Source organism: Cellulosimicrobium sp. PMB13 (assembly GCF_051294865.1).
Lineage (GTDB): Bacteria > Actinomycetota > Actinomycetes > Actinomycetales > Cellulomonadaceae > Cellulosimicrobium.
On the sequence record NZ_CP145910.1, the window covers coordinates 2,278,982 to 2,300,099 of the forward strand.

The following is a 21,118-nucleotide window of genomic DNA, read 5'->3' on the forward strand; positions in this document are numbered from 1 at the left end:
GTGGGCGGGGCCGTGCCATCCTGAGCCAGTGAGCGAGCAGCCCTCCGTCCCTGTCGACGCCGACCGCCTCGTCCCCTCCGACGCCCACGTGCTGGGTGACCCCGACGCCCCCGTGACGATCGTCGAGTTCGGCGACCTGGAGTGCCCGTACTGCCGCGACGCGGCTCCGGTCCTGCGCGACGTCGTCGCCTCCTCGGGCGGTCGGGTGCGGCTCGTGTTCCGCCACTTCCCGCTGTTCGAGGTCCACCCGCACGCGCTCACCGCGGCGCTCGCGGTCGAGGCCGCCGGGGCCGCGGGGAAGTTCTGGGAGATGCACGAGTCGTTGTTCGAGCAGCAGGACCGGCTCGACGACGACGGGCTGGCCGAGCGCGCGCGGGAGCTCGGGATCCCGGCTGCGGAGGTCGTCGGCGACCAGGTGCAGCAGCACGCCGACGCGGTGCGGCGCGACTACGCCGACGCGCTCGCCCTCGGTGTCCAGGGCACGCCGACCCTCTTCGTCAACGGCGAGCGCTACCGCGGTCGGGTCACGCGGGAGGGGCTCGAGGCGGCGGTCTCGGCGGCAGCGGCCAGGTAGCCGCGTCGTCGGCCGCCGCCCGTCAGGATGCCGGGGGGCGCCACGGGAGGGGCGGCAGGTCCGACGGTGGGCCGTCGCCGCCCGGGGAGCACAGCGGCCACCGCTCCCCGAACAGCCGGAGCGCGATCGACCCGAGCACGGCCGCGACCAGCGAGCCGGCGAGGATGCCGATCTTCGCCTGCTCGACGAGCGCCTCGTCGTCGAACGCGAGCTCGGCGATGAACAGCGAGATGGTGAACCCGATGCCCGCGAGGATCGAGCCGCCGAGCAGGTGGGAGTACCGCACCCTGCCGGGGAGGTCCCCGAGGCCCATGCGCAGCGCGAGCGCCGACGCGCCGAAGATCCCGATCGCGTTGCCGGCGACGAGCGCGACGGCCACGCCGATCGACAGCGGTGACGTCGCGGCGACGCGCAGCGTCTCGGCGTCGAGCCGGACCCCGGCGTTCGCGAGGCCGAAGACCGGCACCACGAGGTACGCGCTCCACGGGTGCAGGACGCGCTGCAGCTGCTCGCTCGTCGGGACGGCTGCGCGGGCGGCGAGCTCGGTGAGGTGCTCGCGCTCCGCCGTCGTCTCCTGGGCGAGCCGCTTGGCGTACTTCGGCACGACGGCGACGTCGTCGGGCCGGGCCGAGCGTGAGGGCACGAGGAGCCCCACGAGTACGCCGGCGAGCGTCGCGTGCACGCCCGACGCGTAGACCGCGCCCCACAGCGCGATCCCGACGACCACGTAGGGCGCGAGCCGCCACACCCCGAGCCAGCGCAGCACGAGGATCGCACCGACGAGCACGGCGGCGATCACGAGGCCGGGCATCCACACCGCGTCGGTGTAGAACACGGCCATCACGGTGATGGCGCCGATGTCGTCGACCACGGCGAGCGTGAGGAGGAACAGGCGCAGCTGGTCGGGGCAGCGCGGGCCGAACAGCGCGAGGATGCCGACGAGGAACGCGGTGTCCGTCGACATGACGATGCCCCAGCCGTGCTGCGCGGGGGAGCCGACGTTGAACGCGAGGTAGATCAGGGCGGGCACGGCGAGCCCGCCGAGCGCACCGAGCGCCGGGACGGCGACGGTGCGTCGGTTGCGCAGCTCGCCGCTCGTCACCTCGCGGTTGATCTCGAGCCCGATGACGAGGAAGAAGACCGCCATCGCGGCGTCGTTCACCCAGTGGTGCAGGTCCATCTCGAAGGACCAGGGGCCGATGGTCCAGCCGGCCGTCGCGTGCCACAGGTCCTCGTACGCCGGCGCCCACGCCGAGTTCGCCCAGACGAGGGCGATCACCGTCGCGGCGAGCAGGAGCACCGCGCCGCCCGCCTCGGTGGCCAGGAAGGACCGCAGCGAGGGGGCGAGCGGACGCAGCTGGATGCGCAGCGGCGGCCCCGGGCGGGCGGGGACCTGGACGATCGGGAACGACGACGGCGGGGCGGGCTCGGTCACGGGGCCTCCGGACGGGTCGGCGCGGGGCGCCGGACGGCGGTCACGGCATGCAGCGTTCCAACTCTCGCGGCCCGCCGATGCTTCCGCAACGTCCGACCTGGCGCGAGACGTCCGGGATCGCGACCGGCACATCCAGCTGCGACCGCCGCACTGCCCCGACCGTCCACATCGTGGAAAAGTTCTTCCGAAAGCCTTGTGGGCTGCGTCACGCACTGCTAGCGTCGAGCGTGCCAACGGCGGGCCCGGGCCGAGCGACGAGCTCGGTGGTCGACACGTTCGACCCGACACCGGAGACCATCTACCAGGCGGAAGAGAAGGACACCTCGCCTGCAGCGGCCCGCCGACCGACCCGGACTCGACGACGAGACCGGCTCCCCCGGACGGACCCCCGGACCGCTGCCCGAACCGTGGAGACTCACCATGGAATCTCTTGCCGTGGACGCAGCACACCCCCGTACGACGGCGCCCGTCGCCAACCCCCGCTATCTCGACCGGGCGGTCGCCCTCGCCGTCGACTCCGTCGCGCGCGCCGGCGGACCGTTCGGCGCCGTCGTCGTGACCGCCGACGGTCGCGTCGTCGAGGGCAACAACCGGGTCACGCAGGACAACGACCCGACCGCGCACGCCGAGGTCACCGCGATCCGGCGCGCGTGCGCCGAGATCGGCTCCTTCGACCTGTCCGGCGCGACGCTCTACTCGAGCTGCGAGCCGTGCCCCATGTGCCTCGCGTCAGCCCTCTGGGCCCGCGTCGACGCCGTGTACTTCGCCGCAGACCGGCACGACGCCGCGAGCGCCGGCTTCGACGACGCGGCGTTCTACGACTTCTTCACCGCGGACCCGGCCGACCGGGTCATGCGCGTGGTCCACACGCGCACCCCCGACGCCGTCGCCCCGTTCGACGCGTGGCGCGTCCTCGAGTCCCGGATCGAGTACTGACTGGCCCCGGCCGGTCCGTACCGCCCCACGGAAAGGACACGACGACGTGACCCTCCTCGGCACCCGGCGGAGCACCGCCGACGACGACGCCCACGGCACCCCGCAGCCCCGGCGCGGCTCCTCGAGCCGCCTCGACCGGTTCTTCCACATCAGCGCGCGCGGCTCGACCGCCGGCCGCGAGGTGCGCGGCGGCCTCGTGACGTTCTTCGCGATGGCGTACATCGTCATCCTCAACCCCCTCATCCTCGGCGGCACGAGCGCCGAGAACGCCCCGGTCGACGTCGCGGGCGGCTGGCTCGCGACGGCGCAGGTCGGCGCGGTGACCGGTCTCGCCGCCGGCCTGCTCACGATCCTGTTCGGTCTCGTGGCGAATCTCCCGTTCGCGCTCGCGGCCGGTCTCGGCATCAACTCGTTCCTCGCCGTCTCGGTGATCGGCGACGTCACGTGGCCCGAGGCGATGGGACTCGTCCTCATCAACGGCCTGCTCATCGTGCTGCTCGCCGTGACGGGCGCGCGGTCGGCGATCTTCAACGCGGTGCCGCGCCAGCTCAAGGCGGCGATCACGGTCGGCATCGGCCTGTTCATCGCGTTCATCGGGTTCGTCGACTCGGGCTTCGTCACGCGCACTCCCGGCGGCCCGCCCGTCCAGCTCGGCGACGGCGGCTCGATCACGACGGTCCCGACGCTCGTGTTCGTCGTCGGACTGCTCGTCATGGGGATCCTCGTGGCCCGCAAGGTCAAGGGCGGCCTGCTCATCGGCCTCGTGGCGACCACCGTCCTCGCGATCGTCGCCGAGGCCGTGCTGCAGCTCGGGCCCGCCTCGGACGACAACCCCGGCGGGTGGCACCTCACCGTGCCCGAGCTGCCGAGCTCGCTCGTCTCCGTCCCGGACCTGAGCCTGCTCGGCCAGTTCTCGTTCGGCGCCTTCGACCGCATCGGCGCCCTCGCGGCGACGATGCTCGTGTTCACGCTGTTCTTCACCAACTTCTTCGACGCCATGGGCACCATGACCGGCCTCGCGAAGCAGGGCGGTCTCGCCGACGCGGACGGCAACTTCCCCCGCATCAAGTCGGCGCTCGTCGTGGAGGGAGTGGGCGCGGTCGTGGGCGGGGCGACGTCCTCGTCGTCGAACACGGTGTTCGTGGACTCCGCCGCGGGTGTCGGCGAGGGGGCGCGGACCGGTCTCGCGTCCGTGGTGACGGGCGGCCTGTTCCTCGTCGCGATGTTCCTCACGCCGCTCACCGCCGTCGTCCCGATGGAGGTCGCGAGCGCGGTCCTCGTCGTCGTCGGCGCGATGATGATGCGGGAGATCAAGGAGATCGACTTCTCGGACTTCTCCGTCGCCCTGCCGGTCTTCCTCACGGTCGTCACCATGCCGCTCACGTACTCCATCGCGAACGGCATCGGCATCGGGTTCGTGACCTGGGTCCTGCTGCGGACCGCGTGCGGCAAGGCCCGCGAGGTCCACCCGCTGCTGTGGGTGGTCGCCGCAGGCTTCCTCGTGTACTTCGTGCGCGGGCCGCTCACCGCGGTCGTGGGAGGCTGATCCCAGCAGGTACGACGGACCGTGCGACGGGCCACCCCCGCGGGTGGCCCGTCGTCGCGCGGTCGGGAACGACGGAGGTGACCATGGGCGACCGGGTGAGCGTGGAGCGGCACCGCGCCGACGTCGCGGCGCTGCTGGCGCCGCTCGTGGAGGCTGCCCGACGCCGCACGCGCACCGAGGAGGTCGACCTCGCCGACGCGCTCGGCCGGGTCCTCGCGGCAGACCTCGTGGCGCCCGTCCCGGTGCCGCTCTTCCGCAACTCGCAGATGGACGGGTACGCGGTGCGGGCGGCCGACGTCGCGGGCGCGCGCGCCGAGGTCCCGGTCCGGCTCCCGGTCGCCGCGGAGATCCCCGCGGCACCCGGAGCGCCCGCCGCCCTGGCTCCCGGGACGGCGGCCCGCATCATGACCGGCGCACCCGTGCCCGACGGCGCGGACGCCGTCGTCCCGGTCGAGGACACCGGGGCGGGCAGCTTTGCCGGGCAGCCCGGCGCCCGCCCCGGCGGGCCGAGCGCCGCCGTCGACGTCCTGGCGCCCCGCAGGCCCGGGGAGTTCGTGCGCGAGGCGGGCAGCGACGTCGCTGCGGGGGACGTGCTGCTCGCCGATGGGACCGTGCTCGCCCCGCACCACCTCGCCGCCGCCGCGGCGTGCGGGGTCGGGCGGGTGCGCGTCGTCGCGCGACCTCGGGTGGCGGTCCTGTCGACCGGCTCGGAGATCGTCGGCCCGGGGGAGCTGCCGGGACCGGGGCAGGTGTTCGACGCGAACGGCACGGCGCTCGGCGCGGCGGTGCGGCGCGCCGGGGGAGTCGTGACGCTCACGGCGCGCTGCGGCGACGACGCCGGGGCGTTCGCCGCCGCGCTCGCCGACGCCGCGGCGGGCGCGGACCTCGTCGTCACGTCGGGCGGCGTGAGCCAGGGGGCGTACGAGGTGGTCAAGGACGTGCTCGGCCCTGCGAGGGTCGGTCCCGGTGCGTCGCCGGCGGCGTCCGGTTCGACGTCGCCGGTGGGCACCGTGGAGTTCCGGTCGGTCGCCATGCAGCCGGGCGGCCCGCAGGGCCTCGGCCGGATCGGCCCCGGGCACGGGACGCCGGTCCTCACCTTCCCCGGCAACCCCGTGAGCGCGCAGGTGTCGTTCGCCGTGTTCCTGCGCGAGGTGCTCGAGCGGGCGGCCGGCCTGCCGGGGGAGCGGCGCGTGCGTCGGGCGCGCGTGCACGACGCCGGGACGTCGCCCGCCGGGAAGCGTCAGCTCCTGCGGGGCGCGAGCGGGCCGGACGGCACGGTGCGCGTGGTGGGCGGACCGGGGTCGCACCTCGTCGCGTCGATGGCGCGCGCGGACGTCCTCGTCGACGTGCCCGCCGACGTGACAGGGTGGGACGCCGGGAGCGAGCTGGAGGTGTGGGAGCTGTGAGCGTTGGAGAGGCGGTGGGCGGCGACGTGGCAGGCACGGGCGACGTGGCGCGGACGGGTGACGCGGTGAGCCGCGTGACGACCGACGTCCTGGACGCCGCCGTGTCGCAGGCCGTGGAGGACGCGGTCGGAGGGCCGGAGTGCGGCGCGGTGGTGACGTTCCGCGGCGTCGTGCGCGACGTCGACGACGACCGTGGCGTGACCGGGCTCGACTACGAGGCGCACCCCGACGCGACGGCCGTGCTCCGCCGCTGCGTCGAGACGGTCGCGGCCGAGACGGGCCTGCGGGTCGCCGCGGTGCACCGCTACGGGACGCTGGTCGTCGGCGACGTGGCGCTCGTCGCGGCGGCGGCGGCGGGCCACCGCCGCGAGGCGTTCGAGGCGTGCTCGCTGCTCGTCGAGCGCATCAAGGCCGAGGTGCCGATCTGGAAGCGGCAGCACTTCACCGACGGCGTGTCGGAGTGGGTCGGCCTCTGACCGGTCGTAGACGTCAGCGCCGGGGCGACCGGGTCAGCGCGAGGCGCGGCCGTTGTCGAGGAGCATCCCGACGCCCAGCCCGACGGCTGCGCCGAGGACCAGGCCGAACCAGCTGAGGACGACGGTGCCGACGATCGCGCCGATCGCGACCCCGAGCACGCTCTTCGTGGCGACCTTCCACGGCTCGGCGCGCTGGTCGTCGCGGTAGATCGGCAGCGCGGACGTGCTGTTGTCGGGGGTCTCGACGGTGGGCAGGGCAGGGGCGGAGGAGGTCGTCGTCACGTCACCATGATAGGGTCCGCGCCGCGCGCTGACCTGGGCGAACACGGGAGGGTGACCCGGTTCACCCCGTGACGTGCGGCACCCTCCGGGGAGCGGAGCGGGCAGCCGCTCCGTGCTCCGCCTCAGCCGCCGATCGCGCCCATGCTGCGCGCGGTCGGCGCGAAGGCGTCCCGGGCCACCGGGGTGTCGCTGCCGTGCGCGAGCGGCTTCGCCCACATCGCGCCCTGCCAGGCGCGCGCGACCGCGTCGTCACGCTCGTCCTCGGTCAGGTCAGCGGAGCGCAGGATCGCGCGCAGGTCGGTCTCGTCGTCGCCGAACAGGCACGAGCGGACCGTGCCCTCCGCGGTGAGTCGCGTGCGGTCGCAGTCGCCGCAGAACGAGCGCGTGACCGACGCGATGATCCCGACGGTCTGCGGGCCGCCGTCCACGAGCCACTCCTCGGCCGGGGCCGACGGGTCGTCGCGCCCGACCTCGAGCAGGTCGAAGCGCTCGCCGAGCACCGCGAGCAGGTCCTCGGCGGAGACGAGGTCGTCCCGGGTCCATCGTCCGTCGGCGTCCAGCGGCATCTGCTCGATGAAGCGCAGGTGGCACCCGTGCTCGACCGCCCACGCGAGGAGGTCGGCCGCGCCGGCCAGGGTCTCGGGCATGAGCACCGCGTTGAGCTTGACGGGGGCGAGCCCGGCGGCGAGGGCGGCCCGGACGCCGGCCAGGACGTCGGGCAGGCGGTCGCGGCGCGTGAGGCGCGCGAAGTCGTCGCGGTCCACGGAGTCGAGCGAGATGTTCACGCGGTCCAGACCGGCGGCGACGAGCTCGCCGACGCGCTTGTCGAGCCCGATGGCGTTCGTCGTCATGGAGATCGAGACGTCCGGCGCCGCGGCGCGCGACAGGCGCAGGATCTCGGCGAGGTCCCGGCGCACGAGCGGCTCGCCGCCCGTGAACCGGACGTCGGTGATCCCGAGCCGGCCCACGGCGACCCGGACGAGCCGCGCGATCTCGGTCGGCGTGAGGAGGTCGTCGCGCGCGATGGCGGGCAGCCCCTCCGCGGGCATGCAGTAGGTGCAGCGCAGCGTGCACTTCTCCGTGATCGAGATGCGCAGGTCGCGCGCGACCCGGCCGTACCGGTCCACGAGCGCCTCCGTCCCGGGGCGCTCGTCGGGCAGGTGCGTGGCGCGCCCGGGCACGTGCGCCGGCCCACGGACCTGGGGGATCCCGAGAGAGACTGCGGTCATGGCTCGATCGTAGACACGTCTCGTGACGTCCGGCACGGCTGCGTGCTAGCGTGAGATTCGCTGAACGGAAGACGTCTTCCGTCCAGCGGAAGTCCAACGGCGGATTCAAGCCCTGTGTTTCCGGCGCGTCACAGCCGACGCGCCCCAGGACACGCAGGGGACTCACCGCAAGGGTTCACTGGAAGGACGCCGGCAGCGCCGGCACCCTGGCGGAAGCGAGACCACGATGCTCCACATCGTCGACCGGCTCTCCCCGTGGCTCGGCCCGGGGCAGCTCCCCTTCGCCGTCGCGACGGTCGTCGCGGCGTCCGGCTCCGTGCCGCGCCCCGTCGGCACGGCGATGGCCGTGCGCGCCGACGGCGCCGTCGTGGGCAGCCTCTCGGGCGGCTGCGTCGAGGCTGCCGTGCACGCCGCCGCGCTCGACGCGATCGCCGCCGGCACGTGCCACCGCGAGACGTTCGGCTACAGCGACGACGACGCGTTCGCCGTCGGGCTCAGCTGCGGCGGCACGCTCGACGTGCACGTCCAGCCCGTGTTCCCCGACGACGACGCCGCCCGGGCGCTCGACGCGCTCGCCGCCGACGCCGGCCCGGCCGCCCTCGTGCGGCGGATCGACGGCGACCGACGCACCGCGGTCCTGCTCGGGGCGGATGCGGCACGCGCGGCGGACGAGCCGGCGGTCGCGGCGGCGCTGCACGGGCTCGTCGGGTCCGGCGCCGTGGACGCGGCCGCCGCGCAGGTCGTCGCCGTCCTCCGCGCGGGGGGCACCGCGACCGTGCGTGCCGCCCACACGGGTCCGGACGCGGGCGCGGGTCCGGCGGCGCAGAGCGACCGCGATGCGGGCACCGACGGCACACGCACGACGACCTCCCCGTGCGACGACGCGAGCGAGCCCGTGACGCTGCTCGTCGAGACCCGCCTCCCCGCGCCGCGGTTCCTGGTGTTCGGCGCGAACGACTTCGCCGGGGCGCTCGTGCGCGGCGTGCGGCTGCTCGGCTACCGGGTCACGCTGGTCGACGCGCGCGAGGTGTTCGCCGACGCCCGCCGGTTCCCGGAGGCGGACGAGGTCGTCGTCGAGTGGCCCGACCGCTACCTCGCGGCCGAGGCCGCCGCGGGGCGCCTCGACCGGCGCACCGGCGTCGCGGTGCTCACGCACGACGCGAAGTTCGACGTCCCGCTCCTGCGGCTCGCGCTCGACCTGCCGCTCGCCTACGTCGGGGCCATGGGCTCCCGGCGCTCGCACGAGCAGCGCGTGCGCGCCCTGCGTGCCGAGGGCGTCCCGGACGCCGCGCTCGCCCGCCTGCGCTCGCCCATCGGGCTCGACCTCGGCGCCGTCACGCCGGACGAGGTCGCCGTCTCGGTCACTGCCGAGATCGTCGCCTCCCGGCACGGACGAGCCGGCGTCGTGCCCCTGAGCCAGAGCCGGGGCCCGCTGCACGCGAACCCGCCGCACGCCGTCGAACCGCACGTCGCCGTCGACCCGCACCCCGACCCGGCGCCCCCGGACACGCCGGGCCGCACCGCACCCGAGGAGGCCTCCTGATGGATCTGAGCACCGTCACCGACCTCGTCCCGACCGCCGACCCCGCCGAGTGGCGCGAGGGTGACGCGTGGCTCGCGGGCGGGACCGTCCTCTTCTCGTACGGGAGCCAGACGCTGCGGCGCCTGCTCGACGTCACGTCCGCGGGATGGCCGTCGCTCACCGTGACCGAGGACGGGCTCGAGATCGCCGCGACGTGCACGGTCGCGGAGCTCTACGCGTTCGAGGACTCGGCCGCCGCCGCACCGGTGCGCGGCCGGTGGAGCGCGCTCGACCTGTTCCGCCCGTGCTGCGACGCCTTCGTCGCGTCGTTCAAGATCTGGAACACCTCGACCGTCGGTGGCAACGTCTGCACGTCGCTCCCCGCCGGACCGATGATCTCGCTCACCGCGGCGCTCGACGGCGTCGCCGAGGTGTGGGGGCCGGGCGGTGAGCGTCGGACGCAGCCCGTCGCCGAGCTCGTCACGGGGGAGATGCGGAACACCCTCGCCCCGGGGGAGCTCCTCCGGGCGATCCGGGTCCCGGACCGCGCGCTGCGCTCGCGGACGGCGTTCCGGCGCCTGTCGCTGACCAACCTCGGGCGGTCCGGGGTCCTGCTGATCGGCCGGGTCGACCCGTCGCCCGGGGAAGAGAGCACGGTGCCCGACGGCGTGGGCGAGCTCGTGCTCACCGTGACCGCCGCGACGCGGCGTCCCGTGCAGGTGCGCTTCGCACCCGGGTCGCACCCCTCCGCGGCGGACCTGACCGCCGCGCTCGACGCCGCGCTCGACGGCGCAGCCGTGGGCGCGGGCGGGGCGGCGGAGAGCGAGAGCATCTGGCACGACGACATCCACGGCCACCCCGCGTGGCGCCGCGACATGACCTACCGGCTCGCCGAGGAGATCCGCGCGGAGCTCGTCGCGCCGCTCGACGGTGCCGCCACGGACGGAGGACCCCGATGAGCGACCCCACCACGGGCTCCCTGCCCCTGACCGTCGACGGACGCGCCGTCACCACGGAGCCCCGCGCAGGGCAGTGCCTGCGCACCTTCCTGCGCGAGCAGGGCGCGCTCGGCGTGAAGAAGGGCTGCGACGCCGGCGACTGCGGCGCGTGCACCGTGCACGTCGACGGCGTCCCCGTGCACTCGTGCGTCTACCCCGCGCGGCGCGCCGCGGGCCGTGACGTGACGACGATCGCCGGCCTCGCCGCGGCGAGCGGTGTCCCCGAGGGAGAGCTGCACCCCGTGCAGCAGCAGTTCCTCGACGCCCAGGGCTTCCAGTGCGGGTTCTGCACCGCGGGCATGATCATGACCGCCGCGACCTTCGACGACGACCAGCGCGCGAACCTGCCCCGCAACCTCAAGGGCAACCTGTGCCGGTGCACGGGCTACCGGGCGATCGGCGAGGCCGTGCTCGGCGGTGAGGCGTGCGGGGGCGAGCACCCGGCCGGCGCCGCACCCTGCGACCCCGCCCACGACGGCTGGCGTCCGGACCGGGGCACTCCCTCGGTGGACCGGGGCACTGGTTCGCGGGACCACGGTGCCCGCTCGGCGGACGGTGGTGCTCCCTCGGCGTTCGGGGCGGACGTGCCCGCTCCCGCCGGGCGGGGCGTGGTGACGGGGACCGTGCGGTACACGCTCGACGTCGACCCCGCCGCCTACCCCGGCCTGCTCCACCTGAAGCTGGTGCGCTCGCCCCACGCGCACGCGCGGGTCCTCGCCGTCGACACGAGCGAGGCGCTCGCCGTCCCGGGCGTCGTCGCCGTGCTCACGCACGAGGACGCCCCGCCGACCCGGTTCTCGACCGCCCAGCACGAGCTGTTCACCGACGACCCCGACGACACGAGGATCCTCGACGACGTCGTGCGGTTCGTCGGGCAGCGCGTCGCGGCCGTCGTCGCCGAGTCCGTGGCCGCCGCCGAGGAGGGCGTGCGGAAGGTGCGCGTGGAGTACGAGACGCTGCCCGCCGTCGTCGACCCCGAGGAGGCGATGGCCCCGGGGGCGCCGCTCGTCCACCCCGACCTCGACGCGACCCGGGCGCGCGTGTCCCGGCCGGAGGCGAACGTCGTCGCCGAGGTGCACAGCGAGCTGGGCGACGTCGAGCGCGGGCTCGCGGAGGCCGACGTCGTGCACGAGGCCACCTACCGCACCCAACGCGTGCAGCACGCCGCGCTCGAGACCCACTGCTCCATCGCGTCGCTCGACGACGACGGCCGCCTCGTCGTCCGCTCGTCGACCCAGGTCCCGTTCCTCGCGCGCCGGCACCTCGCGCGCGTGCTCGACCTCGACCCGGAGCGCGTGCGCGTCTACTGCGAGCGGGTCGGCGGCGGGTTCGGCGGCAAGCAGGAGGTGCTGACCGAGGACGTGGCGGCCCTCGCCACGCTGCGCCTCGGACGTCCGGTGCAGCTCGAGCTCACGCGCACGGAGCAGTTCGTGGGCACGACGACGCGGCACCCGTTCCGCGTCCGGGTGCGGGCCGGCGCGCGCCGGGACGGCACGCTCACCGCGCTGCACGTCGACGTGCTGACCAACACCGGCGCGTACGGCAACCACGGGCCCGGCGTCATGTTCCACGGGTGCGGCGAGTCCCTCGCGGTGTACCGGTGCGAGAACAAGAAGGTCGACGCCCACAGCGTCTACACGAACACCGTCCCGGCCGGCGCGTTCCGGGGCTACGGGCTCTCGCAGATGGTCTTCGCGATCGAGTCGACGGTGGACGAGCTCGCGCGACGGCTCGGCCTCGACCCCCTCGAGATGCGGCGCCGCAACGTCGTCCTCGAGGGTGAGCCGATGCTCTCGACCCACCCGACGCCCGAGGAGGACGTGCACCACGGCAGCTACGGGCTCGACCAGTGCCTCGAGCTCGTCGACGACGCCCTGCGCCGCGGGCGCGAGCGCGACGACCGCACGCTCGGGGACGAGTGGGGTGTCGGCGAGGGCACGGCCCTGTCGATGATCGACACCGTCCCGCCGCGCGGCCACTTCTCCCACGCCCGCGTGCGGCTGCGCGCGGACGGCGTCGTGGAGGCCGAGGTCGGGACGGCCGAGTTCGGCAACGGCACGACGACCGTGCACGCGCAGCTCGTCGCGTCGGCGCTCGGTCAGGACGCGTCGGCGGTGGTCGTGCGCCAGTCCGACACGGATCTCCTGGAGCACGACACGGGCGCGTTCGGGTCCACCGGCACGGTCGTCGCGGGCAAGGCCTCGCTCGCCGCCGCCCAGGATCTCGCCGAGACCATCATCAAGGTCGCCGTCGGGATGTCCGACGACCGGTCCGGGGCTGCCGATCCCGCCGACTGCCGGCTCGTCCCCGGCGCGGTCGACCGCGCCGGGACGCGGGTCCCGCTCGCCGACGTGGCGCGCGCCGCGACCGACGCCGGGATCGAGCTCGTCGCCGAAGGGCGCTGGGGAGGCACGCCGCGCTCCGTCGCGTTCAACGTCCACGGGTTCCGCGTCGCGGTCCACCGCGGGACGGGCGAGATCCGCATCCTGCAGTCCGTCCAGGCCGCCGACGCCGGCGAGGTCGTCAACCCGCGCCAGTGCCGCGGCCAGATCGAGGGCGGGATCGCCCAGGCGCTCGGTGCGGCGCTGTACGAGGACGTCGTGGTGGACGACGCCGGGAAGGTCACGACCGACATCTTCCGGCAGTACCACCTGCCCACCTTCGCGGACGTGCCGCGCAGCGAGGTGTACTTCGCGAGGACGAGCGACGCGATCGGGCCCATGGGCGCGAAGTCCATGAGCGAGAGCCCGTTCAACCCCGTCGCGCCCGCGCTCGCGAACGCGGTCCGCGCGGCGACCGGTGTGCGGTTCACGGAGCTGCCGCTCCTGCGGGACCGGGTGTACCTCGGGATGAAGGCGGCGGGCGTCGTGGCCTGACGGTCTGCGTCTGGGGCTGGGGCGTGACGGTCGGGTCCGGGCGCGGCGGGTGGGGCGGCGGCGGGTCTACCATCCGCGCCCTCGTTCCTCGGGCGCTCCCGCCAGACCCGCCACGACCCGCCGCCGCCCCACCCGCCACACCCTTCTCGGTCGTCTCACCGAGTCGGTCGTCGTCGCCCCGCCCTCCGAGCCGGTCGTCTCACCGACCGGATCGGCTGGGGCGGCATCCCGGCCCTGCCCGGTTCGGTGCGGTCAGGTCAGGAGGTCGAGGTCGGCCTCGGTGTCGACGTCGCGGCCGTCGCCCGGGTGGTCGACGACGTCGATCAGGTCCGCGTGCGCGCGCAGGAAGTCGCGGGCGCCGTGGTCGCCGTGCGCCGTCGCGGCGGCCGGGGCGGCGAGCGAGGCGTCCAGCACGAGGGGGTGGGCCCAGCGGGGCCCCGCGCCGGTGTCGCCGGGTGCCGTCGCTGCGGCGTGCTGCCCGACGGCGCCCGTCCAGCGCGAGGCGACCACGCGCCCCGGGCGGTGGGCGGCGAGGAGGCGCGCGACGTCGTCGGGCAGCACGCCGGGCTGGTCCACGTGCGCGACGACGACCCGCGCGGCGCGCTCCGACAGTGCGGCTGCGACGCCCTGGCGCAAGGACGACGCCATGCCGGACGCCCAGTCCTCGTTGACGACGACCCGCACGCCAGGAGCGTCGAGCGCAGCCTCGGCGCGGACCCGGTCTGCGCCTGCTCCGAGGACGGCCACGACGACGTCGCAGCCTCCGTCGCGCAGCACGCCCGCGACGTGCTCGACCAGCGGGCGGCCGTGACGGGGGAGCAGCGCCTTCGGGCCCCGGCCGAGGCGCGTCCCGGCGCCGGCCGCGAGGAGCACACCGACGGTCGGGCGGTCGGACGGCGCGTCCGGGACGGCGGGGGTCACGCGCCGTCGTGGCGCGCGTCGTAGGCGCGCTGGGACGCGGTGACCTCGCCGACGGCGCCCTCGAGCACGTCGATGAGTGCGGTGAGGCTGTCGGCCACGCGGACGCCGAGCTCCGTGAGCGAGTACTCGACGTGCGGGGGGATGGTCGCGCGGACCTCGCGCACGACGATGCCGTCGCGCTCCAGCCCTTGCAGGGTCTGGGCGAGCATCTTCTCGCTCACGCCGTCGATGCGGCGCCGCAGGGCGTTGAAGCGCACGGCGCCGTCGCGCAGACCGGCGACCGTGAGGACGCCCCACCGTCCGGTCACCGACTCCAGCACGTGCCGGGACGTGCAGCCGCGCTGGAAGACGTCGGCGACCATCTCGTCGGTCGGACCGGCGTCCTGCGTGCTGAGTTCCGTGGCCATCTCGCCAGGATAGGGCGGCGCGGCCGCCGCTGCGCTGTGAGATACGTCGCACGCTCATATGGTTGGCACTATCGAAAAGTAAGCACATGCTCGACGAGTGGCGCCCTGAGGTGCCGCCGCGGACCGCCGTCGGGCGGCCGCACCCCGTCCTGCTCTCGAAGGAGTCCTCATGACCATCGCCGTCACCGGAGCCAGCGGCCACCTCGGCCGCCTCGTCGTCGAGTCGCTGCTCGCCCGCGGCGCGGACGCGTCCGACGTCGTCGCGCTCGCCCGCACCACCGGTGCGGTCGCCGACCTCGCGGGACGCGGCGTCGTCGTGCGCGAGGCCGACTACTCCCGCCCGGAGACGCTGCCTGCCGCGCTCGGCGGCGTCGACGTGCTCGTGCTGGTGTCCGGCTCCGAGGTGGGCCGCCGCGTCGAGCAGCACGGGAACGTCGTCGATGCCGCCCGGGACGCCGGGGTGTCGCGCGTGATCTACACGAGTGCACCGCGCGCCACGACGTCGGCGCTCGTCCTCGCGCCCGAGCACAAGGCGACCGAGGAGCTCCTCGCGGCGTCGGGCCTGTCGACGACGGTCCTGCGCAACAAATGGTACACCGAGAACTACGTCCCCGACGTGCTCCGGGCGCGGGAGGCGGGCGCGATCCTCACGAGCGCGGGCGACGGTCGCGTCGCGAGCGCGAGCCGTGCCGACTACGCGGAGGCCGCGGCCGTCGTCGCGCTCGCCGCGCAGCACGACGGCGCGCACGACGGCGCCGTCTACGAGCTGTCCGGCGACGTCGCGTGGACGTTCGACGACCTCGCGGCGGCCGCCGCCGAGGTGATCGGCCGTCCGGTCGCGCTCCAGGCCGTCACCCCGGAGCAGCACCTCGAGATCCTCACGGGCGCCGGGCTGGACGAAGGCACCGCGGGCTTCGTCGTCGCGCTGGACGGCAACATCCGCGACGGGCTGCTCGCCGGCACGAGCGGTGACCTCGCACGCCTCCTGGGCCGGCCGACGACGCCCCTCGTCGACGGTCTGCGCGAGGCCGTCCGCACCGCCGACGCGGCCTGACGGCACCGCGACCCGGTCGGCGCGGACGGTGCCGCCGACCGGGTGCGTGCCGATCGGTCGCAGGTCTCGTCCCCACGCGACCTCCGGACGTGGTCTAATAGTTGAAGATACAACTAACCGAGAGCCGCGTCCGCGGCACTCCGATGCACGGGAGGAACCCCATGACCGGCCAGGCCGACCCCTCGCCCTCGATCCAGCGCCTCGCGCGGCCGGGTGCGGCCGCGCGTCCCGCCGGTGACCTGCTCGCCGCCGACACGCGCATGGACGCGGTCACCCTCCACGTGCGCGACCTCGACCTCATGACGCGCTACTACCGCGACGCGCTGTCGCTCGCGGTGCTCCCGACGCCCGAGACCCTCGCCCTGCCCGACGGCGCCCGGCTGGCCGAGACCGTCGTGCTCGGCCGGGGGGAGACGCCGCTCGTCGTGCTGCACCGCACGCCCGACCTGCCGGTGCCGGGTCGTCGGGAGGCCGGTCTGTTCCACACCGCGGTCCTGTTCGACGACGAGCCCGGCCTCGCGCACGCGCTGGCCTCCGTCGCGACGACGGCGCCCAGCACGTTCGTCGGCAGCGCCGACCACCTCGTGTCCCAGGCGTTCTACTTCACGGACCCCGAGGGCAACGGCGTCGAGCTCTACGCCGACCGGCCGCGCGACGCCTGGGGATGGGACGAGAACGGCGTGCGCATGGACACGATCCACCTCGACCCGAACGCCTTCCTCGCCGACCACCTCAGCGACGCGTCGCGCGACCTGCTGTCCGTCCCGCGGTCGGAGGCGGGCGAGAGGGTCGGCGCCGAGCCGGGAGGCCCCGGGGGTGCGGTGGTGGGACACGTCCACCTCCAGGTGGGCGACGTGGCGACGGCCCGGTCGTTCTACGTCGACGCCCTCGGCTTCGAGGAGACGGCGAACGTGCCGGGAGCGCTGTTCGTCTCCGCGGGCGGCTACCACCACCACATGGCGATGAACACGTGGAACAGCCGCGGAGCCGGCCCGCGGGCGTCGTCGCTCGGGCTCGGCAAGGTGTCGATCACGGTGCCCGGGGCGGACGACGTCGGCGCGCTGCGCGAGCGGCTGGCCCGCGCGGCGGTCGCCGCTCAGGACGACGGGGCGGTGCTGCGGTTCGAGGACCCGTGGCGCAACCTCGTCGAGGTGCGCGCCGACCGCTGACCCGGCGTCGGGTCTGTCAGTGCCGGGCCTTGATCACCAGCACGGGGGCGGGGGAGTCGAGCAGCACGCGCTGCGTGGTGCTGCCGAGGAGGAACTTGCCGACGGGCGAACGCTTGCGCGCGCCGATGACCACGAGCTCCGGGTGCGTGCGCTCGGCCTCGTCGACGATCGCGTCGGCGGGGTCGACGTGCTCCGGGCGGTACGTCACCTCGGGTCGCTCGATGCCCTCGGGGAGGGCGTCCAGCTGGTGCGCGAGGCCCGCCGGGATCCCGGCGTCGGGGTCCTGAGGGGTCAGGACCAGGACGGCCAGCGGCGCGCCGCGCCGTTCGGCCTCGGCGATCGCGGCGTGCAGGGCGGCCTCGCCCTGCGGGGAGTCGTTGTACGCCACGAGGACGGTCATCGCCGGGCCTTTCCGTGCTGCCGATCGGACTGCGGTTGAACTCTCTCACACGCTGGGCGTCGTCGCCGTCCGGCGCCCGGGCCGGCCGTCCAGCCCGTCGGGCCGGTGAGCGGTGGCGGTCGGCACGGCGAGCGGCACGGTGAGCGGCGCGGGGAGCAGCGGCGGGAGCGTGCGGGTGAGGACGTCCTCGATCTCGCGCCGCCGCCGTGCGCCGAGGCGCTCGGACGGTGCGGTCACGCTGATCGCGGCGACCGGGCGGCCCGCGTCGAGCACGGCGACGGCGACGCAGCTGATGCCCCGCTCGTTCTCCTCGTCCTCGCGCGCGACACCGTGCTCGCGCGTGCGCTCGCACACGGCGCGCAGGTCCGCGGTCGTGACCTGGCCGTCGGGTGCCGCGGCCGCGTACCAGGCGAGGCGGTCGTCGTCGAGCGCGCGGTAGGCGAGGAGCGCTCGTCCGAGCGCGGTCGTGGCCGCGGGCCGGCGCCTGCCGACGGCCGACCAGACCCGCACGGCACGGGCGGGCTCGACCTTGTCGAGGTAGACGATCTCCGTGCCGGCGAGCGTCCCGAGGTGCACGAGCTCGTCCGTCGCCTGGCACACGGCGACGAGAGCGGGGTGCAGGAGCGCCGGCAGGTTCTCCTCGCCCAGGTAGACGGTCGCGAGCGCGGTCGCGGCCGGCCCGAGCCGGTACCTGCCCGTGGCGTCGTCCTGCTCGGCGTAGCCGCGGTGCCGCAGGGCGGCGAGCGTGCGGTGCAGCGAGGTCTTGTGGAGCCCGAGGTCGTGGGCGAGCGCACCCAGGGCGAGGCCGCCGGGACCGGCGGCGGCGAGCGCCTCGAGCGCGGCCAGCGCCTTGTCGACGCTGCCGAGCGGGCTCGCTGCAGGGGCGGTCGGCCCGCTCGCCGCGGTGCCCAACGTCGCGGGCCCGGCTTCCGTCATCGTGGTGCCTTCCTCTAGAGTGCGTTCCGCAGTGAACAACAGGCGTTCACCATAGCGAAACGGAGTGAGGATGTCAGCCGACACCAGCGTCCTGGAGCAGATCGAGCGGGCGCGCGTCGTCCCCGTCGTCGTGGTCGACGACGCACGCGACGGCCTCGGCGTCGCCGCCGCGCTGCGCGACGGCGGCCTGCCGGTCGCCGAGGTCACGTTCCGCACGGCCGGCGCCGCGTCGGCGATCGAGGCGATCGCGCGCGAGGTGCCCGAGGTCCTCGTCGGTGCGGGCACCGTCGTCACGGCCGCCCAGGTCGACGAGGCCGTCCGGGCCGGCGCGCGCTTCCTCGTGTCGCCGGGCCTGTCGGCCGCCGTCGTGCGCCGCGCCCAGGAGCACGGCGTGCCGATCCTCCCGGGGGTCGCGACGCCGTCGGACATCATCGCCGCGCTCGACCTCGGGCTGAAGGCCGTGAAGCTGTTCCCGGCGAACGTCGTCGGCGGCCCCGCGGCCGTCAAGGCGTTCTCCGCGCCGTTCCCCGGCGTGCGGTTCGTCCCCACGGGCGGCGTCAGCGCCGCCAACCTCCTCGACTACCTGTCCCTGCCGTCGGTGCTCGCCGCCGGCGGGTCGTGGATGGTCGACCGCTCGCTCGTCCGCGCGGGCGACTGGACCGAGATCACCCGCCGCACGCGCGAGGCCGTCGAGCTCGCCGCCTCGCTCGCCACCGTCACCGAAGGAGCCTGACCGTGAGCACCACCCCCACCGAGACCGCCACCGGGACCTCCGGCACCGCGCCGCTCGCCGTCCGCCCCGCCGACGAGTGCGCGTACGACGTCGTCGCGCTCGGCGAGGTCATGCTGCGCCTCGACCCGGGCGAGCGCCGCATCAAGACCGCCCGCAGCTTCGACGCGTGGGAGGGCGGCGGCGAGTACAACGTCGCGCGCGGCCTGCGCCGCTGCTTCGGCCTGCGCGGCGCCGTCGTCACGGCGCTCGCGGACAACGAGGTCGGTCGCCTCGTCGAGGACCTCATGCTCACCGGCGGGCTCGACACGAGCCACGTCGTGTGGCGGTCGTACGACGGCATCGGCCGCACCGTGCGCAACGGCCTGAACTTCACGGAGCGCGGGTTCGGCGTGCGCGGCGCCGTCGGCGTCTCCGACCGCGGCAACACCGCGATCGCCCAGCTCCGTCCCGACGACGTCGACTGGGACGCGCTGTTCGGCCGCGGCGTCCGGTGGTTCCACACGGGTGGCATCTTCGCCGCGCTGTCCGAGTCGAGCGCCGACGTCGCCGAGGCGGCGATGGCCGCCGCGCGCCGCCACGGCACGATCGTGTCCTACGACCTCAACTACCGCCCCTCGCTGTGGCAGGGCATCGGTGGCGTGGAGCGCGCGCAGGAGGTCAACCGTCGCCTGGCGCGCTACGTCGACGTCATGATCGGCAACGAGGAGGACTTCACGGCGAGCCTCGGCTTCGAGGTCGAGGGCGTGGACGAGAACCTCACCGACCTCGACACGGGAGCGTTCCGCGCGATGATCGGTCGCGCGGCGGAGGAGTACCCGAACTTCCAGGTCATCGCGACGACGCTGCGCGGCGTGAAGACGGCCACGGTCAACGACTGGGGCGCCATCGCCTGGTCGCGCGTGCAGGGCTTCGCCGAGGCGACGCACCGCCCGGGCCTGGAGATCCTCGACCGCGTCGGTGGCGGCGACTCGTTCGCCTCGGGTCTCGCGTACGGGCTCATGGAGCTGGGGTCGATCGCCGAAGCGGTCGAGTACGGGGCCGCGCACGGCGCGCTCGCGATGACCACGCCGGGTGACACCTCGACGGCGTCGCTCGCCGAGGTCCGCAAGCTCGCCTCGGGCGGCAGCGCGCGCGTCCAGCGCTGACCCCGCGTCCACCGTCGGGCCGGTCCGGGACGTCGTCCCGGGCCGGCCCCACGCGTTCGGGCTGCCGGTGGGAACCACCCGGTCTAGGGTGGTCGGGCTGTCGAGGCTCGGAGGTACGGCGTGGCTGGTGAGGCACCCCTCCCCGGGCTGCCGCGCCGTCGTGCCGCCGAACCGCCCGACCTGGCGCGCGCCGTCGAGCACGCGCGGATCCTGCGGGGTGCCGGCGACGCGGTCGGGGCGGCGCGCGTGCTGGACCAGGCGTTCGCCGCCGAGGGGGTGCGCACACGCAGCGTCTCCGAGCGCGTGCGGTTCCGCGCGCTCGTGCTCCGCGCGGACCTGGCGCTCGCCCTGCACGACGACGTGGCCGCCGCACGGTTCCTCGAAGGGGTCGAGTGGTTCCTCGCGGGCGCGGACTTCCTGCCCCGCGTCGCGGAGGCGCTCGCGGCGCTCGACGACGAGCGCCATCGCGTCGAGGAGCTGCGCGAGCACCTCGTGCCTGACGACGCGACGTGAGGCTCGCGGGAACCATCGAGGGCCGACCGGCGTTGGACTCCGCAGCATCCCGGCCACACGTCCCGGCCATACGTCCCGGTCATACCAGGAGGACCCGCATGCTGTGCCCGACCGACCAGACCGTGCTCGTGATGACCGAGCGCAAGGGTGTCGAGATCGACTACTGCCCCACGTGCCGTGGCGTGTGGCTCGACCGCGGCGAGCTCGACAAGATCATCGACCGCTCGGTCGAGGGCGAGATCGCCGCCGAGGCCGCAGGACCGGCGGCGGCCGCGCCGCCCGTCGTCCCCGCGGGGGCCCCCGCGCCCGGGCCCACGGCGTACCCGCCCGCCCAGCCGGCCGACTACGGGTCGCCGCGCGGCTACGACGAGCGTCGCGACGACCGCTACCGGGACGAGCGTCGCTACGACGACCGGGACCGCCGGTACGAGGGGGACCGCCGCTACGACGGCGACCGTCGGTACGAGGGGGACCGCTACGACCCACGCTACCCCAAGCGCAAGAAGAAGGAGTCGTGGCTCGGGGACCTCTTCGACTTCTGACGCCGCTCGTGGTCGGCT

21 protein-coding genes are annotated in these 21,118 nt (G+C 75.0%); 14 read left to right on the forward strand and 7 right to left on the reverse strand.

The genetic code is table 11. From position 1 onward, the window contains the following. Positions 1 to 28: 28 nt before the first annotated feature. On the forward strand, positions 29 to 574 hold the full coding sequence (locus V5D56_RS10325) for a DsbA family protein (RefSeq protein WP_435738919.1): 546 nt from the start codon (positions 29 to 31) through the stop codon (positions 572 to 574). Between the two features lie 22 nt (positions 575 to 596). Here V5D56_RS10325 and nhaA read toward each other — a convergent pair whose 3' ends face one another. Further along, complete coding sequence (gene nhaA / locus V5D56_RS10330) at positions 597 to 2,009, reverse strand: Na+/H+ antiporter NhaA (protein WP_435738920.1); 1,413 nt, start codon at positions 2,007 to 2,009, stop codon at positions 597 to 599. 435 nt (positions 2,010 to 2,444) lie between these two features. On the opposite strand from nhaA, the gene V5D56_RS10335 reads away from it, so the two are divergent. The 4 genes from V5D56_RS10335 to V5D56_RS10350 all read left to right on the forward strand — a co-directional run bounded on the left by V5D56_RS10335 (position 2,445) and on the right by V5D56_RS10350 (position 6,373). Then, the gene (locus V5D56_RS10335) at positions 2,445 to 2,945 is read left to right on the forward strand and encodes a nucleoside deaminase (protein ID WP_435738921.1); all 501 of its coding nucleotides are present in this window, start codon (positions 2,445 to 2,447) and stop codon (positions 2,943 to 2,945) included. Positions 2,946 to 2,991: 46 nt separating this feature from the next. After that, a complete protein-coding gene (locus V5D56_RS10340) occupies positions 2,992 to 4,491 on the forward strand; it encodes an NCS2 family permease (protein ID WP_435735265.1) in 1,500 nt (499 codons plus the stop codon). An 83-nt stretch (positions 4,492 to 4,574) separates the two neighbouring features. Beyond that, positions 4,575 to 5,897, forward strand: coding sequence for a molybdopterin molybdotransferase MoeA (locus V5D56_RS10345; RefSeq protein ID WP_435735266.1), 1,323 nt, complete (start codon positions 4,575 to 4,577; stop codon positions 5,895 to 5,897). A 65-nt stretch (positions 5,898 to 5,962) separates the two neighbouring features. Next, on the forward strand, positions 5,963 to 6,373 hold the full coding sequence (locus tag V5D56_RS10350) for a molybdenum cofactor biosynthesis protein MoaE (protein ID WP_435738999.1): 411 nt from the start codon (positions 5,963 to 5,965) through the stop codon (positions 6,371 to 6,373). 33 nt (positions 6,374 to 6,406) lie between these two features. Here the strand turns inward: V5D56_RS10350 and V5D56_RS10355 are convergent, their stop codons facing one another. Together V5D56_RS10355 and moaA are read right to left on the reverse strand one after the other, a co-directional pair. Continuing rightward, on the reverse strand, positions 6,407 to 6,655 hold the full coding sequence (locus tag V5D56_RS10355; RefSeq protein WP_435735267.1) for a hypothetical protein: 249 nt from the start codon (positions 6,653 to 6,655) through the stop codon (positions 6,407 to 6,409). A gap of 122 nt (positions 6,656 to 6,777) precedes the next feature. After that, positions 6,778 to 7,884, reverse strand: a complete 1,107-nt coding sequence (moaA, locus tag V5D56_RS10360; protein ID WP_435735268.1) for a GTP 3',8-cyclase MoaA — start codon at positions 7,882 to 7,884, stop codon at positions 6,778 to 6,780. A gap of 226 nt (positions 7,885 to 8,110) precedes the next feature. Between moaA and V5D56_RS10365 the strand changes: the two genes are divergently transcribed. Genes V5D56_RS10365 through V5D56_RS10375 form a run of 3 tightly spaced genes read left to right on the forward strand, consistent with a single transcriptional unit; the run spans position 8,111 to position 13,280 of the window. After that, complete coding sequence (locus V5D56_RS10365) at positions 8,111 to 9,427, forward strand: XdhC family protein (RefSeq protein WP_435735269.1); 1,317 nt, start codon at positions 8,111 to 8,113, stop codon at positions 9,425 to 9,427. Then, positions 9,427 to 10,365: an FAD binding domain-containing protein gene (locus V5D56_RS10370; protein ID WP_435735270.1), complete on the forward strand. Its 939-nt coding sequence runs from the start codon at positions 9,427 to 9,429 to the stop codon at positions 10,363 to 10,365. Before V5D56_RS10365 ends, V5D56_RS10370 begins: the two co-directional genes overlap by 1 nt. Beyond that, positions 10,362 to 13,280 carry a molybdopterin-dependent oxidoreductase gene (locus tag V5D56_RS10375; protein WP_435735271.1) on the forward strand — a complete coding sequence of 973 codons (2,919 nt, stop codon included), beginning with the start codon at positions 10,362 to 10,364 and terminating at the stop codon, positions 13,278 to 13,280. Before V5D56_RS10370 ends, V5D56_RS10375 begins: the two co-directional genes overlap by 4 nt. Before the next feature lie 252 nt (positions 13,281 to 13,532). Here the strand turns inward: V5D56_RS10375 and V5D56_RS10380 are convergent, their stop codons facing one another. Together V5D56_RS10380 and V5D56_RS10385 are read right to left on the reverse strand one after the other, a co-directional pair. Then, positions 13,533 to 14,201, reverse strand: a complete 669-nt coding sequence (locus V5D56_RS10380) for a nucleotidyltransferase family protein (RefSeq protein WP_435735272.1) — start codon at positions 14,199 to 14,201, stop codon at positions 13,533 to 13,535. Then, positions 14,198 to 14,608 carry a winged helix-turn-helix transcriptional regulator gene (locus V5D56_RS10385; RefSeq protein ID WP_435735273.1) on the reverse strand — a complete coding sequence of 137 codons (411 nt, stop codon included), beginning with the start codon at positions 14,606 to 14,608 and terminating at the stop codon, positions 14,198 to 14,200. Before V5D56_RS10385 ends, V5D56_RS10380 begins: the two co-directional genes overlap by 4 nt. Before the next feature lie 169 nt (positions 14,609 to 14,777). On the opposite strand from V5D56_RS10385, the gene V5D56_RS10390 reads away from it, so the two are divergent. Beyond that, positions 14,778 to 15,662: an SDR family oxidoreductase gene (locus tag V5D56_RS10390; protein ID WP_435735274.1), complete on the forward strand. Its 885-nt coding sequence runs from the start codon at positions 14,778 to 14,780 to the stop codon at positions 15,660 to 15,662. Positions 15,663 to 15,922: 260 nt separating this feature from the next. Further along, positions 15,923 to 16,831, forward strand: a complete 909-nt coding sequence (locus V5D56_RS10395) for a VOC family protein (RefSeq protein WP_435739000.1) — start codon at positions 15,923 to 15,925, stop codon at positions 16,829 to 16,831. A 16-nt stretch (positions 16,832 to 16,847) separates the two neighbouring features. Here the strand turns inward: V5D56_RS10395 and V5D56_RS10400 are convergent, their stop codons facing one another. Next, the gene (locus V5D56_RS10400; protein WP_435735275.1) at positions 16,848 to 17,231 is read right to left on the reverse strand and encodes a universal stress protein; all 384 of its coding nucleotides are present in this window, start codon (positions 17,229 to 17,231) and stop codon (positions 16,848 to 16,850) included. Positions 17,232 to 17,276: 45 nt separating this feature from the next. Continuing rightward, positions 17,277 to 18,167, reverse strand: a complete 891-nt coding sequence (locus tag V5D56_RS10405) for an IclR family transcriptional regulator (protein ID WP_435735276.1) — start codon at positions 18,165 to 18,167, stop codon at positions 17,277 to 17,279. A gap of 70 nt (positions 18,168 to 18,237) precedes the next feature. On the opposite strand from V5D56_RS10405, the gene eda reads away from it, so the two are divergent. The 4 genes from eda to V5D56_RS10425 all read left to right on the forward strand — a co-directional run bounded on the left by eda (position 18,238) and on the right by V5D56_RS10425 (position 21,100). Continuing rightward, positions 18,238 to 18,900 (forward strand): bifunctional 4-hydroxy-2-oxoglutarate aldolase/2-dehydro-3-deoxy-phosphogluconate aldolase, encoded by a 663-nt coding sequence (gene eda / locus V5D56_RS10410; protein ID WP_435735277.1) that lies wholly within the window; start codon positions 18,238 to 18,240, stop codon positions 18,898 to 18,900. Between the two features lie 2 nt (positions 18,901 to 18,902). Beyond that, the gene (locus V5D56_RS10415; protein ID WP_435735278.1) at positions 18,903 to 20,045 is read left to right on the forward strand and encodes a PfkB family carbohydrate kinase; all 1,143 of its coding nucleotides are present in this window, start codon (positions 18,903 to 18,905) and stop codon (positions 20,043 to 20,045) included. A gap of 120 nt (positions 20,046 to 20,165) precedes the next feature. Then, the gene (locus tag V5D56_RS10420; protein ID WP_435735279.1) at positions 20,166 to 20,558 is read left to right on the forward strand and encodes a hypothetical protein; all 393 of its coding nucleotides are present in this window, start codon (positions 20,166 to 20,168) and stop codon (positions 20,556 to 20,558) included. A gap of 98 nt (positions 20,559 to 20,656) precedes the next feature. Further along, the gene (locus V5D56_RS10425) at positions 20,657 to 21,100 is read left to right on the forward strand and encodes a zf-TFIIB domain-containing protein (protein ID WP_435735280.1); all 444 of its coding nucleotides are present in this window, start codon (positions 20,657 to 20,659) and stop codon (positions 21,098 to 21,100) included. The last annotated feature ends 18 nt before the right edge of the window (positions 21,101 to 21,118 follow it).

What these genes read in the sequence shown, in the direction of transcription:
- V5D56_RS10345 (WP_435735266.1), top strand. Translation starts at nt 4,575, where the DNA reads ATGGGCGACCGGGTGAGCGTGGAGCGGCACCGCGCCGACGTCGCGGCG.
- moaA (WP_435735268.1), bottom strand. Translation starts at nt 7,884, where the DNA reads ATGACCGCAGTCTCTCTCGGGATCCCCCAGGTCCGTGGGCCGGCGCAC.
- V5D56_RS10365 (WP_435735269.1), top strand. Translation starts at nt 8,111, where the DNA reads ATGCTCCACATCGTCGACCGGCTCTCCCCGTGGCTCGGCCCGGGGCAG.
- V5D56_RS10370 (WP_435735270.1), top strand. Translation starts at nt 9,427, where the DNA reads ATGGATCTGAGCACCGTCACCGACCTCGTCCCGACCGCCGACCCCGCC.
- V5D56_RS10375 (WP_435735271.1), top strand. Translation starts at nt 10,362, where the DNA reads ATGAGCGACCCCACCACGGGCTCCCTGCCCCTGACCGTCGACGGACGC.
- V5D56_RS10385 (WP_435735273.1), bottom strand. Translation starts at nt 14,608, where the DNA reads ATGGCCACGGAACTCAGCACGCAGGACGCCGGTCCGACCGACGAGATG.
- V5D56_RS10390 (WP_435735274.1), top strand. Translation starts at nt 14,778, where the DNA reads ATGACCATCGCCGTCACCGGAGCCAGCGGCCACCTCGGCCGCCTCGTC.
- V5D56_RS10395 (WP_435739000.1), top strand. Translation starts at nt 15,923, where the DNA reads ATGGACGCGGTCACCCTCCACGTGCGCGACCTCGACCTCATGACGCGC.
- V5D56_RS10400 (WP_435735275.1), bottom strand. Translation starts at nt 17,231, where the DNA reads ATGACCGTCCTCGTGGCGTACAACGACTCCCCGCAGGGCGAGGCCGCC.
- V5D56_RS10405 (WP_435735276.1), bottom strand. Translation starts at nt 18,167, where the DNA reads ATGACGGAAGCCGGGCCCGCGACGTTGGGCACCGCGGCGAGCGGGCCG.
- eda (WP_435735277.1), top strand. Translation starts at nt 18,238, where the DNA reads ATGTCAGCCGACACCAGCGTCCTGGAGCAGATCGAGCGGGCGCGCGTC.
- V5D56_RS10425 (WP_435735280.1), top strand. Translation starts at nt 20,657, where the DNA reads ATGCTGTGCCCGACCGACCAGACCGTGCTCGTGATGACCGAGCGCAAG.